The following is a 15,515-nucleotide window of genomic DNA, read 5'->3' on the forward strand; positions in this document are numbered from 1 at the left end:
CGTCCGGACTGACCGCCGTCTCGTCCCGTCGACCGCTCTCGACCTCCCCTCCCGTCCTCCGACGGGTTCCGCTCTGAAAGGCACCGCATGACCAGCTTCGTCGTCGTCCCCCAGTGGCAGGGTTCCGGATCGTCGCGGGCGATGCAGCTCATCGACGGCGCAGACGCCATCCGCGGCGACCTGCCGAGCGCCGCGACGACCGTCGTGGACGTTCCGTCCGAGGCCGGCGAATCGCTCGACACGGGAGTCCGCCGACTCAGCACTCTCGCGGTGACCGCTGAGCGTCAGCGCATCGCGCTCGGGCACACGGACGGCCCGGTCATCACGATCGGCGGGGACTGCGGCGTCGAGTTCGCGTCCGTGCAGCACGCGATCGCACGCTCCGCTGCCGCCGTGTCCGACATCGCACTCGTCTGGTTCGACGCGCACGGCGACCTCAACACCCCGGCCGCGTCCATCACCGGCGCCTTCAGCGGGATGGTCGCCCGGGCGCTCCTCGGCGAGGGTGAAGCCCCGCTCGTCGCATCCCCAGGGATCGATCCGTCACGGTTCGTGCTCGTCGGCGCCCGTGATCTCGATGACGCGGAAGTCTCCTATCTCGACGAGACGGGTCTGCCGAGCGTCGGTGCAGCCATCGTCAGTCCTGAGGAGATCGTTGCCGCGGTATCGTCCACGGGCGCGACGCACGTCTACGTGCACGTCGACCTCGACGTCCTCGATCCTGCCGATCTCACCGCGGTGAGTTCAGCGGTCCCGTTCGGCGTCCCACTCCCCGCGCTCGTCGAGTCGATCACGGCGCTCAAGAGCCGCTTCACCTTCATCGGCGGCGGCGTCACCGGCTTCGCTCCGGCATCGGCGAATGCCGCCGGCGAGGACCTGGGAACCATCCTGCGGATCATCGGTGCTCTCTCCCGGGAGCCGAAGCCCACCCCCGAAACTTCCCCAACGACAACCACGGACGACACGGACCACACGGACCACACGAGCACCACGGAGGAATCATGAGCACCACGTACGACCTCATCGTCATCGGAGCAGGACCCGTCGGCGAGAACGTCGCCGATTACGCCCACCGCGACGGGCTGAGCGTCGTTGTGGTCGAGAGCGAACTCGTCGGCGGCGAGTGCTCCTACTGGGCCTGCATGCCCTCGAAGGCGTTGCTGCGCTCAGGTTCGGCACTGCGGGCGGCGCAGCGCGTCGCCGGAGCTGCACCGGCCGACGCCAAGCTCGACCCGATCGCCGTCCTCGCCCGCCGCGACTCGTTCACGAGCAACTGGTCCGACGCCGGCCAGGTGGACTGGTTGCAGGGCGCAGGGATCGACCTCGTCCGCGGGCACGGACGCATCACGGGCGAGCGCGAGGTGACGGTCGAGACGCCGGACGGCGAGCATCGCATCCTCCGCGCGACCCACGCGGTCGCCGTGACGACGGGCAGCGCGGCGCTGCTCCCGGACATCCCCGGCATCACCGAGGTAGCCCCGTGGACGAGCCGAGAGGCGACGGCCGTCGAGGTCATCCCGGAGAGCGTGATCATCCTGGGCGGCGGGGTCGTCGCGACCGAGATGGCGACCGCCTACCAGGCGCTCGGCTCGCAGGTGACGCTCGTGGCGCGCGGGTCGGTGCTCGGCGGGCAGGAACCGTTCGTGGGCGATGCCGTGTCCGCCGGTCTGCGGGAGCTGGGTGTGACGATCGTCCACGGCTCTCCCACATCGGTCACTCGTGAGGACGGGGTCGTGACACTGGCCCTCGGCGACGAATCCGTCTCCGGTGCGGAACTCATCGTCGCGACCGGGCGCACTCCGCGCACGGGCGACATCGGCCTCGACCACATCGGGCTGAAGCCAGGCACCTGGCTCGACGTCGACGACCACCTGCAGGTGCACGGCTTCGACTGGCTCTACGCCGCCGGCGACGTCAACCACCGCGCACTCCTCACCCACCAGGGCAAGTACCAGGCCCGTGCGGCCGGGAAGGTCATCGCAGCCCGTGCGAACGGTACGCAGATCGTGTCGACGCCGTGGAGCGACCACGTCGCCACGGCGGATCACGCCGCCGTCCCGCAGGTCATCTTCAGCGAGCCGGAGGTGTCGGCCGTCGGGCTCACCGCGGCCGCTGCGGAGGCTGCCGGACTCCGCACCAGGGTGGTCGACTATGAACTGGGCTGGGTCGCCGGATCGAGCCTCCAGGCCGACGGCTACTCCGGGAAGGCGCGCATCGTCGTCGATGAGGACCGCGGCGTCATCGTCGGTGCGACGTTCGTGGGCCAAGACGTCGCGGAGCTCATCCACGCCGCGACGATCGCCGTCGTCGGCGAGGTACCGCTGTCACGGCTGTGGCACGCGGTGCCGTCGTACCCGACGATGAGCGAGGTCTGGCTGCGACTGCTGGAGACGTACCGGAGCGAGGCGTGAGTCGACGCCCCGTCACGGGAGTCCCCAGGTCCAGACGCAGCGGCGGGTTCTTCCTGGACACACCGCTGAGTCGCCTGGGCTACTGGTACGCGACCGCGGTCGGGTACGCGTGGGGTTCGATCTGGAGCACCGGGCGCATCGAGCGGCGCGACGGCCTGTTCGTGTTCAGGGGCATGCCGTCGTGGACCTTCGGTCGGGGCGGTTCGTGTGTCGGCGCGTGTTATCTCACGAACCAGAACGTGTCATCGGCGGTGCTGCAGCACGAGGCCGTGCACAAACGCCAATGGCAGCGCTACGGCATGCTCTTCCCCCTGATGTACGCGATCTCCGGACGCGATCCCCTCCGCAACCGCTTCGAGATCGAAGCCGGCCTCGAACGCGGAGGCTACCTCCGCTAGCCCGTCTCCCCGCTCTCTGCTCGCGAGGGGTCGCAAATGGCGGGTTGAACGCCCTCCGAACTCGCCATTTGCGACCCCTCGCGGACTGGGGGGAATAGATCGGCGCGCGGGATTGTATGCATAGGTATGGAACTTGGTGTGTATACGTTTGGGGATATTCATCGCGACCCGGTCAGTGGGGAGCGGATGGGGCCGGCGGAACAGCTTCGCAACACGATCGAGCGGGTCAAACTGGCGGATGAGCTGGGACTCGACTGGTTCGGGATCGGAGAACACCACCGACCGGACTACTCGATCTCAGCGCCCGCGACCGTCCTCGCCGCGGCAGCGACCGTGACCGAACACATCCGCCTCGGCAGCGCCGTGACGGTCCTCAGCACGGAAGACCCCGTGCGCGTCTACCAGCAGTTCGCGACGATCGACCTCCTGAGCGCCGGCCGGGCCGAGCTGACCGCAGGACGCGGGTCCTTCATCGAGTCCTTCCCACTCTTCGGCGCGACGCTCAACGACTACGACGCCCTCTACGAGGAGAAGCTCGCCCTCCTGCTCGAGATCGACCGCAATGAACGCGTGACCTGGTCCGGGCACTTCCGCCCGGCACTCGTCGACGCACAGATCCTGCCCCGCGCGAACGGCGACCACCTCGACATCTGGGTCGCGACCGGCGGCAGCCCGGCGTCATCGGCCCGCGCCGGCCGGCTCGGACTGCCCGTCAACTACGCGATCATCGGCGGACTCCCGGAGCGATTCGCGCCCCTCGTCGACCACTACCGCAAACACGCCACACAGGCCGGACACGACGCGGCAGCCCTCAAGGTGGCCGTGTCCGGATTCGGATTCGTCGCGGACGACCGCGCGAAGGCCAAGTCCACCTTCCTGCCGTACTGGCTCGACTCGATGCGGAAGATCAGCGCAGAACGCGGGTTCCCCACACCGACGCCGATGTCGTTCGAGAACGAGACCGCTGCACGCGGCGCCCTCTTCGTCGGCGGGCCGAACGACATCGCCGACCGGATCATCGCCCTGCACGGGCACCTGCGGCACGACCGCCAGACGTTCCAGATGGACCTGTCCGGTCTGCCGCAACGCGAGGTGCTGCGATCGATCGAGCTGCTCGCGACCGAGGTGAAGCCGCAGGTGGATCGGGAGCTGGGGGCCTGAGGGGCTGACCAGGGCCCTTCGACAAGCTCAGGGATCGGCGGTGGGAGACGTCGAGGAAGGACCCTTCGACAGGCTCAGGGACCGACGGTGGAAGACGTCGAGAAAGGACCCTTCGACAGGCTCAGGGACCGGCGGTGGAAGACGTCGAGGAAGGGCGCTTCGACGGGGTCGGGGACCGACGGCGGGGGGACTAGCGGGAGGCGTGCTGACGCTGCTTCGCCGCAGCCGTGGAGGCCAGCGCCATCCGGAGTTCGTTGCGGAGTTCGACGAGGTGCGCCGTGGAGCCGCCGACCCACACGTGGTAGTCGGCCGAGTCCTGACCGTCGACATCGAGCATCTCGCTCGCCCAGGCACGGGCAGCACGCGAGACGGCCTGACCTGCGGCGCACGCCTGGCCTGAACCGGGCTCACCGGTGCGATCGGCACGGACGAGCCACGTCACAACGACACGACCGGGAGCGGTGAGCGTGCGGACGTCCGCCGCCGCGTCGACCTCCACGAAGACCTGACCACGAGCGCAGATGGGGAGCATGCCGAGGACCGCATCGATCTCGTCGATCGACGAAGCATCGCCGGCCAGCAGCACGTGGCGTGCGTCTGCAACCGCGAACTCGGCTGGATCCTCGAAGTAACTCACCATTTCAGTATAGGCATGCCTAACCTGACCTGGACACCTTTCCCACCACGATCACAGGCGCAACGACCATTCGCCGTGGGGAGGCCGACATACCTCGACATCGACTTGGCGCTCGGGGCAAAGAGGCGAAGGATGGATACCGCGCGACGCAATGGCGCGCACCGTCAGAGAGGCCCCCATGTCACACGAAACGTCCGCGCCGCTCTCCGAACAGAGCGAATTCCAGTTCCTCGACGCAGAAGCGCAGGACGTTGGGCTCCTCGGAGATCTGCCGCCCGTCGCTCGCACGGGCGTCCAGACCGCGGACGGCTCAGTGAGCGCCATCGCCTGGGGTGACGCCGCTCCGGCCGTCGTCCTCCTGCACGGCGCAGGCCTCAACGCCCACACCTGGGACGGCACGGTCCTCGCGCTCGGAACCCCGGCCATCGCTCTCGACCTCCCGGGGCACGGCGATTCGACCTGGCGGGACGATGCGGACTATCGGCCGCGGACGATCGCTCCGGCCGTCGCCGAGGCGACAGCCGCGATCGTCGGCGGGACGGGCTCCGATGCCGGCTCAGGCACCGACGCAGGCACCAACTCAGGCACCAACTCAGGCATCGTCCTCGTCGGCCAGTCCCTTGGCGGTCTGACCGCGGCGATCGTCGCAGCGGCCCACCCGGAGCTCGTCCGCGCCCTCGTCATCGTGGACGTCTCCCCCAGCCTCAACGCGTCGACCGGCGCATCCCAGGTCCGCGAGTTCCTCTCCGGCCCGTCCGATTTCGCGAGCCGAGAGGAGATCGTGGACCGCGCCATCGCGTTCGGGTTCGGGCCGAGCCGGGCCGATGTCGAACGCGGCGTCTTCCTGAACTCCCGCATCACTCAGGACGGTCGCGCCGCATGGAAGCACCACTTCGCGAACCTCGGCGGCATCCCGGAGATCGAGCAGTCCGCGTTCTCCGGAATCTGGGCGGATCTCGAAGCCGTCCGCGTCCCGGTGACGCTCATCGCCGGCACCCACGGCGTGCTCGACGCAGCCCAGCTCGCCGAGTTCCAGGAGCGCCTGACGGATTCGACGATCATCACGATCGAGGCCGGACACAACATCCAGGAGGACGCCCCGGTCGCCCTCGCAGCGGCGATCCGCGACATCGTGGACGGCGTGACCGACTGATCCAGCGGCCTTCCAGCCCGACCTGCACCGACCTGCACCGACCAGAGGCGATCGAGCCCGGTCCGATCAGCGATGCGCTGCCTCAAGCGATCTCCGACCGGACCAGGCTCGAATACCACGCGACATCACAATCAGGTCACTCTGTGACGTTGTGCAACGCTCCAACTGGCGGCGTCCAGGAGGGCCAACTACGCTCGCCTCACCCCCTCGCATCACCCACGTCCGCACGATTTCCGGACCCGATCCAGTTGGAGCCAGCATGACCGCGCACGAACACAACGCAGAGGGATGGCATTTCGACACCGTGCAGGTGCACGCAGGCGCCAGCCCGGACCCGACAACAGGTGCCCGCGCCACGCCGATCTTCCAGACCACGAGCTACGTGTACGAGTCCTCGCAGGCGGCGAGCGACATCTTCACGCTCCAGGACCTCGGCTCATACTCCTACACGCGCACCGGCAACCCGACGACCTCCGTCGCCGAGCAGCGCATCGCAGAGCTCGAAGGCGGCCGGGCCGCCGTCGCGTTCGCGAGCGGCCAGTCCGCAACCACCTTCGCCCTCCTGAACCTCCTGCGCTCTGGCGACCACCTCGTGTCGAGTTCCAACGTCTACGGCGGCACAACCGGCCTCTTCCTCCGCCGATTCGCCGAGATCGGCATCTCCACGACCTTCGTCGACGACATCCACGACCCTGAGGCCTGGGCGGCCGCCATCACGCCGCGCACCCGTGCCGTCTTCGCCGAGAGCATCGGCAACCCGCTCGGCAGCGTCCTCGACATCCGTGCCGTCGCAGACGTCGCCCACGCGGCCGGTGTCCCGCTCGTGATCGACAACACGCTCGCGACGCCGTACCTCGTCCGCCCGCTCGAGCACGGCGCCGACATCGTGGTCCACTCGACGACGAAGTTCCTCGCAGGTCACGGAGCAGCGATCGGCGGCGTCGTCGTCGACAACGGCACCTTCGACTTCGGGGCGGAGCCCGAGAAGTGGCCCGGCTTCAACGAGCCGGACCAGCCAGGTGAAGCGCTCCGCTACTGGCCCGATTTCGGTGCGCGCGGCATCGCGTACTCCCTGCGGCTGCGCGCCAACCTCCTGCGCGACTACGGCGCGGCCGTGTCCCCGTTCAACAGCTTCCTCCTCATCCTCGGCCTCGAAACGCTCAGCCTGCGGATCCGCCAGCACGTGCAGAACGCGAAGACGATCGCCGCCTACCTGGAGTCCCACCCGCAGGTCGAAGCGGTCCACTACGCCGGCCTCCCGACGAGCCCTGAAGCCGAGCGGGTCGCCGCCTACCTCCCCAACGGCGCGGGCTCCATCCTGTCGTTCGACATCGTCGGCGGTCTCGAAGCCGGCCGCGCCTTCGTCGAGTCCCTCGACCTGTTCAGCCACCTCGCCAACATCGGCGACGTGCGCTCCCTCGTCATCCACCCCGCGTCCACAACGCACTCGCAGCTGTCGGAGGCCGAGCAGCGGCGCTCGGGAGTCTCCCCCACACTCATCCGGTTGTCCATAGGCATCGAAGACGCACGCGATCTCATCACGGATCTCGACACGGCTTTCGCCCGGGTGAACGCCACTGTGGCGTCGACATCGCACCACCCACAGCATTCCTGAAAGGAACACCATGCGTCATCGCAAGCTCCTGCTCGTGGCAGCAGCCGTCACCTCGGCTGCCATCATGCTCAGCGCGTGCTCCGGCCCGTCCGCAACCCCTTCGGCGAGCACCGACGCGACCCTCAAGGTCGCCCTGGTCCTCGAGCCGACGGACCTCAACATCAGGAAGACGTCCGGCGCAGCGCTGGACCAGGTGCTCATCGACAACGTGTACCAGGGCCTCGTGTCCCGCACGGAGGACGGCAAGATCGTCGACACGCTCGCGAAGAGCCACGAGATCAGCTCCGACGGCCTCACCTACACCTTCGAGCTGCAGTCGGGCGTCACCTTCCACGACGGCAAGAAGCTCACGGTCGACGATGTCGTCGACTCACTGCAGCAGGTCAAGAGCGACGCATCCGTGCAGGGCAACGCAGACCTGCAGAAGGTCTCGGACATCTCCGCCCCGGACGACCACACGGTTCAACTGAAGCTGTCCGCTCCTGACTCCAACCTCCTCTGGAACCTGACCGGCCGCGCCGGCCTCGTCCTGGAGAAGGGCGCGACGAACAACCTCTCCGACACCGCGAACGGCACCGGCCCGTTCACGCTCAAGACGTGGAAGCAGGGCGACAGCATCACGCTCGACCGCTTCGCCGACTACTGGGGCGACAAGGTCAAGGTCAAGGAGGTCGTCTTCAGCTACATCCCGGACCCCGCAGCGGCCGTGAACGCCGTGCTCGCCGGCGAGGTGGACGTGCAGACGGCCCTCAACGCCAACCTGCGCGACCAGATCGCCAAGGACAAGGACCTCTCGGTCACCGAGGGCAAGACGACCGACAAGTACACGCTCGCCTTCAACAACCAGAAGGCGCCGCTCAACAACCCGCTCGTGCGTGAAGCGCTCCGCTCGGCCATCGACCACAAGGCGATCGTCGCGGCCGTCGGCGGCGCAGCGGTCGAACAGTTCGGCCCCATCCCGGAGCTCGACCCCGGCTACGAGAACCTCAGCAAGCTCGTCACCTACGACCCGGCCAAGGCCAAGGACCTCCTCAAGCAGGCCGGCCAGGAGAACCTGACGCTGACGCTCACCATCCCGAGCTTCTACGGCACCGACGTCTCCAATGTGCTCGTCTCCGAGTTCAAGGCCATCGGTGTGACCCTCAAGGTCGACAGCGTCGAGTTCACCGCATGGCTCAACAACGTCTACACGAACCACGACTACGACCTCAGCTTCGTCAACCACGTCGAGGCGCGCGACTTCGGCAACTGGGCCAACCCGAACTACTACTTCGGTTACGACAACGCGCAGGTGCAGTCGCTCTATGCTGAATCCGTAGCGGCGACCGACCCGGCTGTCGCAGACGAGAAGCTCAAGGAGGCGGCGTACCTCGTGTCGAAGGACAACGCAGCCGACTGGCTCTACACCGCGATCACCCTCACGGTTGTGCGCAGCGGCGTCACCGGCTTCCCGGTCGACTCCGTGAACTCGCGCATCAACCTGGCGAAGGTCGCCGTGTCCCAGTGACGCGTTTCGTCCTGACGAGACTGATTCTGCTCGTCATCGGACTGCTCGCAGCCAGTGCCCTCATCTTCTTCACGCTGAGGGTGCTGCCTGGGGACGTCGCGCAGGTCATCGCCGGTACGGATTCCACGCCGGCGCAGATCGCGAGTCTGCGAGAGAAGTTGGGCTTGAACGAGCCCGTGCTGGTGCAATACCTCGACTGGATCGGCGGCATCTTCCGGGGCGACCTCGGCAACTCGCTCGTCACGGGTACTCCCGTGGCGAGCGAGTTGGCCCAGAAGGCGCAGGTCACGGTTCCGCTCGGCATCATGTCGCTCGTCGTCGCCCTCGCCTTCAGCGTGCCGCTCGGCGTGTTCGCGGCGTCACGCCGCCACCGTCCGAGCGGCGCGGCGGTCGGTTTCGCGGCGCAGGGCCTCGCGGCCGTGCCCGTCGTGTGGGCCGGCATGATCCTCGTGCTCGTGTTCGCCGTCACACTCGGCTGGCTGCCTGCGCAGGGGTTCCCGCGCGGCGGCTGGTCAGACCCTGGGCTCGCGTTCCGCTCGCTCATCCTGCCTGCGCTGACGATCGGCATCGTCGAGGGTGCCGTGCTGTTGCGCTTCGTACGCTCGGCCGCGCTCGATGCGATCGGCCAGGACTACGTCCGCACGGCCGCCGCGAAGGGGCTCACGAAGAGCGCGGCGCTCATCCGTCACGGCCTGCCGAACGTCGCCCTTTCGGTCGTGACCGTGCTCGGGCTGCAGATCGCCGGCCTCATCGTCGGCAGCGTCATCATCGAGCAGCTCTTCACCCTCCCAGGCATCGGCCGCATGCTCGTCTCCGACGTCGGCAACCGCGACCTCGTGAAGGTGCAGGGCGAATTGCTCGTGCTCACGGGCGTCGTCCTCATCATCGGTGCGATCGTCGACATCATCCACCGACTCGTCGACCCGCGCCTGCGTGAACGGGAGAGCGCATCATGAGCGATCCCCGACCCGATGCTCGCCGTGGTGCTCGCCGCGGCGGCCGCCGGACCACCACCGCCACCACGACCAGCAGCAGCAGCGCTGCCCGCACACGCTCCCGCTCCTCCTGGGTGCGCGAGCTCCTGCGGCAGCCGGGCGGGCTCTTCGGCGTCATCGTGCTCGGCATCGTCGTCCTGACCGCCGCGCTCTCCTACCTCTGGACCCCGTACGACCCGGCTGTCGCCGACCCGTTCAACAAGTGGTTGCCGCCGTCGTTCACCCATCTCCTCGGGACGGACGCCGTGGGCCGGGACATCTTCAGCCTCATCATCGTCGGCGCCAGGGTGACCGTCGCGGTCGCCGTCGGGTCAGCCATCGTGTCGACCGTCATCGGCATCGCCCTCGCGGCGCTCGGCTCGCTCACGAGGCGGTGGGTCCGGGAATCGGTGGCCGTGCTCATCGACATCCTGATCGCCTTCCCGACGCTGCTCATCGCCATGATGCTCGCCTCCGTGTTCGGCGGATCCTTGTGGGTCGTCATCTGGGCGGTGGGCATCAGCTTCGGTGTCAACATCGGCCGGGTGACGAGGCCGGAGATCCGCCGGGTCTCGAACAGCGAGTACGTGCTCGCCGGCCGTGCAGCCGGCCTCGGCGGCTTCCGCAACCTCACCACGCACCTGCTGCCGAACATCGCACCGGTGTTCATCGTGCAGCTGTCCTGGGCGATGGCGGTGGCCGTGCTCGCGGAGGCAGGCCTGTCCTACCTCGGCTACGGCGCGCCATCGACCGTCCCGTCGTGGGGACGGATGCTGAGCGAGCTGCAGACGTACCTCGCCGTGCACCCGCTCACGGTCCTCTGGCCAGGGCTCGCGATCACCGTTACCGTGCTGGGGCTGAACGTCCTCGGTGACGCCCTGCGTGATGCGACCGACCCGACGCTCGGCCGCCGCCAGGCATCCGACGCCGTCGCACCGACCCCGGCCGATGCGACCGTCAGCACACCGACCTCACCACAGGGAGTGACCTCGTGACCCTCGACGTCACCGACCTCACGATCGAACTCGGCGGCCGCCGGGTCGTCGACGGCGTGAGCTTCAGCGTGCCCGACGGCGCCAGGTTCGGCATCATCGGGGAATCCGGCTCCGGCAAGTCGCTCACCTCCCTCGCGATCCTCGGGCTCCTGCCAGAGGGCGCGCAGGTGACCGGCAGCATCCGCTGGAACGGCCGCGAACTCGTTGGCCTGAGCGATCGCGAGATCGCGACCGTGCGCGGGCAGGAGATCGGGATCGTCTTCCAGGAGCCGCGCACGGCGCTCAACCCGATCAGGACCATCGGTCGGCAGATCGGCGAGCCGTTGCGCATTCACACGGGTGCGAGCAAACGGGAGGCGATGGCGCGAGCCGTGGACCTCGCCGAGCGGGTCCGCCTGCCGAACCCGGCGCAGATCGTGAGGCGCTACCCGCATCAGCTCTCCGGCGGGCAGCGGCAACGCGTCGCGACGGCGATTGCGCTCGCCTGTTCGCCGTCGCTGCTCATCGCCGATGAACCGACGACGGCGCTCGACGTGACGATCCAGTCGCAGATCCTCGGCCTGTTCGAACGACTCGTGACCGAGACGGGCGCGTCGCTCGTGTTCATCACCCACGACCTCGCCGTGCTGTCCCGCATCGCGACCGATGCCGTGGTGATGTCGCAGGGACGGGTGGTCGAGGCCGGACCGGTCTCGACGCTGCTGACCGGCCCGAGCTCCCCCATCACGAAGCGACTCCTCGAAGCTGCGACGACGCTCAGCTGGAAGACAGGTGACGAGGATGAGTGAGCCGACGACCACCACGAGCACGCGGACGGCAGAACCGGGGCAGCCGCTCCTGCGCGCGCGCGGCCTCAGCCGCGCGTACACGCTCCCCCGCGACTCCTTCTTCCAACGTCAGCGGACGACGACCGCACTGCACGCCGCGGACCTCGATGTACAGACCGGCGAGACGGTCGGGATCATCGGCGAATCCGGATCCGGCAAGTCCACGCTCGTCCGCCTCCTCCTCGCGCTCGACACCCCGACGACCGGCACCGTCGAATTCGACGGCCGGCCCGTCACCGCCACGGACGGCCGGAAGGCGCCGAGCGGCCGGGACCTGCACTGGTTCCGCCGGGAGACCGGCATCGTCTTCCAGGACCCCTACGCGTCCCTCGACCCGCGGATGACCGTCGGGCGGATCATCGCAGAGCCCCTCCTCGCGCTCGACATCCCGGGCGACCGACGCTCCAAGGTGCACGGTGTGCTCCGCCTCGTCGGGCTCGATGCCGATGCCGCCGACCGGTACCCGCACGAATTCTCCGGTGGCCAACGGCAGCGCATCGCACTCTCCCGCGCAATCGTGCACCGTCCGAAGCTCCTCGTCGGCGATGAACCGCTGAGCGCGCTCGACGTCACCGTCCGGGCGCAGATCCTGGAACTCCTCGCGAAGCTGCGCGCAGAACTCGGCCTCACCATCGTCCTCGTCTCGCACGACATCGGCGTCGTCCAGCATCTGTGCGACCGGGTCGTGGTCATGAAAGACGGCGAGATCGTGGAGCAGGGGCCTGTCGGCGAGGTGCTCAACCGCCCGAAGCACGCGTACACACGGGAGCTGCTCGACAGCGTCCCGACGATCAGTGTTCCGACGGGCGGCGCCACAACGAGCGGCGCCACGGCTCGGCCTGCAGCACCGCACGACCCGTCCACCCCACCGTCGGACAGCACCCCTGGAGCCGAAGTATGACCAACCCCTTCCGTCTCGGCTTCCTCACCCACGTGCACGGGGCGATGCCGGCGAAGGAACTGTATCCCGCGGTCGTCGACCTCTTCGTCGCCGCGGAGGAGCTCGGTTTCGAGTCCGGCTGGGTGTCGCAGCACCACCTGCAGACGCAGCAGGGGCGCCTGCCGTCGCCGCTCGTCCTGCTCGCAGCCGTCGCCGCCCGGACGAAGCGCATCCACCTCGGGACGGCGATCGTCGTCCTCCCGCTGGAGCACCCGGTCAGGCTCGCGGAGGACGCGGCCGTCCTCGACGCGCTCTCCGACGGACGCCTTGAGCTGGGCATCGGCAGCGGCGGTCCGAGTGAGGATCAGTTCGCGGCGTTCGGACGCGACCCGGCCGACAAGCGTGCGCTCTACGCCGACCACGATGCACGTCTCGACGCCGCACTCCGCGGTGAGACGATCGCCGGCGACCTCGTCCTGCAACCGCCGTCGCCAGGGCTCGCCGATCGGATCTGGGACTCGCACGCGAGCGAGGACCGTGTGCGTGCCGCCGCCGCGGATGGCCGTGGACTCCTGCTCGGTTTCGGTCCGGCGGAGGCGATCCAACTGCCCCTCGCGCAGGCGTTCCACGATGCGCACCACGCGGCGGGGCGCACCGGCTCGCCGAGGACCGCCGCCGTGCGCGCCGCGTTCCCCGGCGCCAGTCGCGAGGCCGTCCACAACCGCCTCGCCCCGGACACCGGCCGGCACCTCGGGTACCACGTCGCGAACCGCTGGCTCGAGCCGGACGCCTCGATGCACGAACTCCTCGATGCGATGAACGTCTACCACGGCACACCGGCGGACATCATCGACGACCTCCGTGCCGACCCGGTGCTGCCGTACTCGAGCGACCTCATCCTCGCAGTGCAGAACGAGAGCACCCCCATCGACGAGGCCATCCGCACGCTCGAACTCATCGCGACCGAGATCGCGCCCGCCCTCGGCTGGAGCCGCAGCGATGTCTGAGTCCCGACCGCGCGACGCCGTCTCGGTCGTCCGTCTACCTGGCGGATCCGATGTCACGTTCTCGGACATCGCCGCGATCGCCCACGACGCTGAGCAGGCGGGAGCATCTGCCGTCGTCGCCGGATTGGCGGCAGACGGCGGGTTCGAACCGTTCACGCTGCTCGGCGCGTTGAGCACCACGACCTCGACCATCCGGCTGCTCGCGGCGGTCGATCCGCTGACGGACCCGCCGTACACGGTCGCCAGGAAGGCGACGTCGCTCCAGCACCTGTCCGGTGGGCGTGCGGGAGTGCTTGTGCTCGGGGACGGGGACGGGGACGCCGATGGTGGTGGAGACGTCGACGCCGGTGAGGATGCTGCGGGCTCTGCGGTCGCAGACGAGTTCGTCGCGATCCTCCACGCGCTCTGGTCTGCCGAAGAGCCCGACGGGATCCCGCGGGACCGTGAGCGGGGCGTCTACCTGCGGCCCGGTGGCCGTCCAGCCGTGAATCATGTCGGACAGCACTTCAGCGTCGCTGGTCCGCTCAACATCTCGCGTGCATCGCAGGGATCGCCGGCCGTCTACCGCGGTGGTCTCATCGGCGCAGTCCAGGAGGACGACGCATGAGCAACTCCGCAGGCGGCGATGTGTCCGCCACATCGTCATCCCGGTCGGCGACCCGCGGCATCGTGCTCGGCGCCTTCCTCAAACCGGCCGGCGAGTACCTGGCCGGCTGGCGGCATCCAGGAGCGCCGGCCGACGCCGGCGTGAACCTCCCGTTCGTCACCGGGCTCGTGAAGCGGCTGGAACGTGCAGGGTTCGACGCGCTCTTCCTACCTGACCTCGTCGGTGTGCCTGACGCGGATCCGGAGGTCCTCTCGCGCGTCGCCGTGGTGAACGACGCCTTCGAGCCCACAACGCTCCTCGGCGCGCTCTCCACACGGACCACCTCGCTGGGGCTCATCGCCTCCGTCTCCTCCACCTACAGCTCCCCCGCTGCGGTCGCAGCGACCTTCGCCTCCCTCGACCGGCTGTCGAGCGGACGGGCCGGCTGGAACCTCGTGACCTCGTTGAACGATGCGGAGGCCCGCAACTTCGGTCTCGACAGCCACATCGGGCACGCCGAGCGCTACGCACGGGCTGAAGCGTTCGTCGACGAGGTGCTCGGGCGATGGGCGCGCGACGAGTTGCCGGGCGGGCGGCCCGTCATCGCCCAGGCCGGTTCGAGCGGGCCGGGGCAGGCACTCGCCGCCCGGGTCGCGGATCTCGTCTTCACCAGGACGCTTCCCCTCGATCAAGCGGTTGCGTACGCCGAGGGGCTGCGGGCGACGGCGGCTGGACTCGGCCGCGATCCGCACGCGATCAAGATCCTGCCAGAGCTGCCGACGGTCGTCGCCGCCACGCGGGCGGAGGCAGAGGACCGCTTCGCCGCCGTGCGCGATCTGCTGCATCCGCGCGTCGCCCTCGGCGATCTCGAGTACTGGCTCGGCGGTGTCGATCTGTCCGCATTCCCGCTCGACGGGCCGCTGCCTGAGACCCCGCCCGGCAACAAGAGTCTGGGTGCGCGTGCCGAGATCTACGAGCAGGCCGCGCGCGACGGGCTCACGATCGGCGATCTCGCGAAGCAGGTCGCGGGCGGCGACGGCGCGATCATCGGGACGGCTGCCGACGTCGCAGACCACGTCGAGGCACTCGTGTCGGCCGGTGCGGCCGACGGATTCAACGTCTCGTTCCCGTTCCTCCCCGACACGCTCGACGCGTTCTGCGAGCTCGTGGTCCCCGAGCTGCGGCGGCGCGGGCTCGTCACCGAGTCCCCCGCCCCGGCCCCCGGCGCGCGCCCGCTCACCCTTCGGGCCCGCCTCGGCCTCGCCTGACGTCGTCCCGCCCCGTCCCCTGCCTTCGCGAGGGGAGGCACTTCGCCCTTCCGAGCCGCCAGGAACGGCACTCTGCCTCCCCTCGCGCATCGGGAT

15 protein-coding genes are annotated in these 15,515 nt (G+C 69.0%); 14 read left to right on the plus strand and 1 reads right to left on the minus strand.

All coding sequences use genetic code 11. From position 1 onward, the window contains the following. Positions 1-87 precede the first annotated feature (87 nt). The 4 genes from ACL9RL_RS08890 to ACL9RL_RS08905 all read left to right on the plus strand — a co-directional run bounded on the left by ACL9RL_RS08890 (position 88) and on the right by ACL9RL_RS08905 (position 3,970). Positions 88-1,005 (plus strand): arginase family protein, encoded by a 918-nt coding sequence (locus ACL9RL_RS08890; protein ID WP_422779881.1) that lies wholly within the window; start codon positions 88-90, stop codon positions 1,003-1,005. Then, the gene (locus ACL9RL_RS08895) at positions 1,002-2,411 is read left to right on the plus strand and encodes a dihydrolipoyl dehydrogenase family protein (protein ID WP_422779882.1); all 1,410 of its coding nucleotides are present in this window, start codon (positions 1,002-1,004) and stop codon (positions 2,409-2,411) included. Before ACL9RL_RS08890 ends, ACL9RL_RS08895 begins: the two co-directional genes overlap by 4 nt. Next, positions 2,408-2,809 carry a Fe-S oxidoreductase gene (locus tag ACL9RL_RS08900; RefSeq protein ID WP_422779883.1) on the plus strand — a complete coding sequence of 134 codons (402 nt, stop codon included), beginning with the start codon at positions 2,408-2,410 and terminating at the stop codon, positions 2,807-2,809. The genes ACL9RL_RS08895 and ACL9RL_RS08900 overlap by 4 nt, the downstream gene beginning before the upstream one ends. A gap of 126 nt (positions 2,810-2,935) precedes the next feature. After that, positions 2,936-3,970: an LLM class flavin-dependent oxidoreductase gene (locus ACL9RL_RS08905; RefSeq protein ID WP_422779884.1), complete on the plus strand. Its 1,035-nt coding sequence runs from the start codon at positions 2,936-2,938 to the stop codon at positions 3,968-3,970. A gap of 190 nt (positions 3,971-4,160) precedes the next feature. Here ACL9RL_RS08905 and ACL9RL_RS08910 read toward each other — a convergent pair whose 3' ends face one another. Then, the gene (locus ACL9RL_RS08910; protein WP_422779885.1) at positions 4,161-4,607 is read right to left on the minus strand and encodes an SIP domain-containing protein; all 447 of its coding nucleotides are present in this window, start codon (positions 4,605-4,607) and stop codon (positions 4,161-4,163) included. Between the two features lie 178 nt (positions 4,608-4,785). On the opposite strand from ACL9RL_RS08910, the gene ACL9RL_RS08915 reads away from it, so the two are divergent. From ACL9RL_RS08915 to ACL9RL_RS08960, 10 genes are all read left to right on the plus strand, one after another. Further along, a complete protein-coding gene (locus tag ACL9RL_RS08915) occupies positions 4,786-5,760 on the plus strand; it encodes an alpha/beta fold hydrolase (protein ID WP_422779886.1) in 975 nt (324 codons plus the stop codon). Positions 5,761-6,019: 259 nt separating this feature from the next. Next, entirely contained in the window at positions 6,020-7,375 is a 1,356-nt protein-coding gene (locus ACL9RL_RS08920; RefSeq protein ID WP_422779887.1) for an O-acetylhomoserine aminocarboxypropyltransferase/cysteine synthase family protein, read from the plus strand. A gap of 10 nt (positions 7,376-7,385) precedes the next feature. Then, positions 7,386-8,882, plus strand: a complete 1,497-nt coding sequence (locus ACL9RL_RS08925) for an ABC transporter substrate-binding protein (RefSeq protein WP_422779888.1) — start codon at positions 7,386-7,388, stop codon at positions 8,880-8,882. After that, complete coding sequence (locus ACL9RL_RS08930) at positions 8,879-9,838, plus strand: ABC transporter permease (RefSeq protein ID WP_422779889.1); 960 nt, start codon at positions 8,879-8,881, stop codon at positions 9,836-9,838. The genes ACL9RL_RS08925 and ACL9RL_RS08930 overlap by 4 nt, the downstream gene beginning before the upstream one ends. After that, positions 9,835-10,851 (plus strand): ABC transporter permease, encoded by a 1,017-nt coding sequence (locus ACL9RL_RS08935; RefSeq protein WP_422779890.1) that lies wholly within the window; start codon positions 9,835-9,837, stop codon positions 10,849-10,851. Before ACL9RL_RS08930 ends, ACL9RL_RS08935 begins: the two co-directional genes overlap by 4 nt. Then, on the plus strand, positions 10,848-11,639 hold the full coding sequence (locus ACL9RL_RS08940) for an ABC transporter ATP-binding protein (protein ID WP_422779891.1): 792 nt from the start codon (positions 10,848-10,850) through the stop codon (positions 11,637-11,639). The genes ACL9RL_RS08935 and ACL9RL_RS08940 overlap by 4 nt, the downstream gene beginning before the upstream one ends. Beyond that, positions 11,632-12,579, plus strand: a complete 948-nt coding sequence (locus ACL9RL_RS08945; protein ID WP_422779892.1) for an ABC transporter ATP-binding protein — start codon at positions 11,632-11,634, stop codon at positions 12,577-12,579. The genes ACL9RL_RS08940 and ACL9RL_RS08945 overlap by 8 nt, the downstream gene beginning before the upstream one ends. Then, on the plus strand, positions 12,576-13,565 hold the full coding sequence (locus ACL9RL_RS08950; RefSeq protein WP_422779893.1) for an LLM class flavin-dependent oxidoreductase: 990 nt from the start codon (positions 12,576-12,578) through the stop codon (positions 13,563-13,565). Before ACL9RL_RS08945 ends, ACL9RL_RS08950 begins: the two co-directional genes overlap by 4 nt. Further along, positions 13,558-14,172: an LLM class flavin-dependent oxidoreductase gene (locus ACL9RL_RS08955; protein WP_422779894.1), complete on the plus strand. Its 615-nt coding sequence runs from the start codon at positions 13,558-13,560 to the stop codon at positions 14,170-14,172. The genes ACL9RL_RS08950 and ACL9RL_RS08955 overlap by 8 nt, the downstream gene beginning before the upstream one ends. Further along, entirely contained in the window at positions 14,169-15,419 is a 1,251-nt protein-coding gene (locus tag ACL9RL_RS08960) for an LLM class flavin-dependent oxidoreductase (RefSeq protein WP_422779895.1), read from the plus strand. Before ACL9RL_RS08955 ends, ACL9RL_RS08960 begins: the two co-directional genes overlap by 4 nt. Positions 15,420-15,515: the final 96 nt, after the last annotated feature.

It is taken from the genome of Plantibacter sp. Mn2098 (assembly GCF_049319745.1).
In the GTDB taxonomy this organism is placed as follows: Bacteria; Actinomycetota; Actinomycetes; order Actinomycetales; family Microbacteriaceae; genus Plantibacter.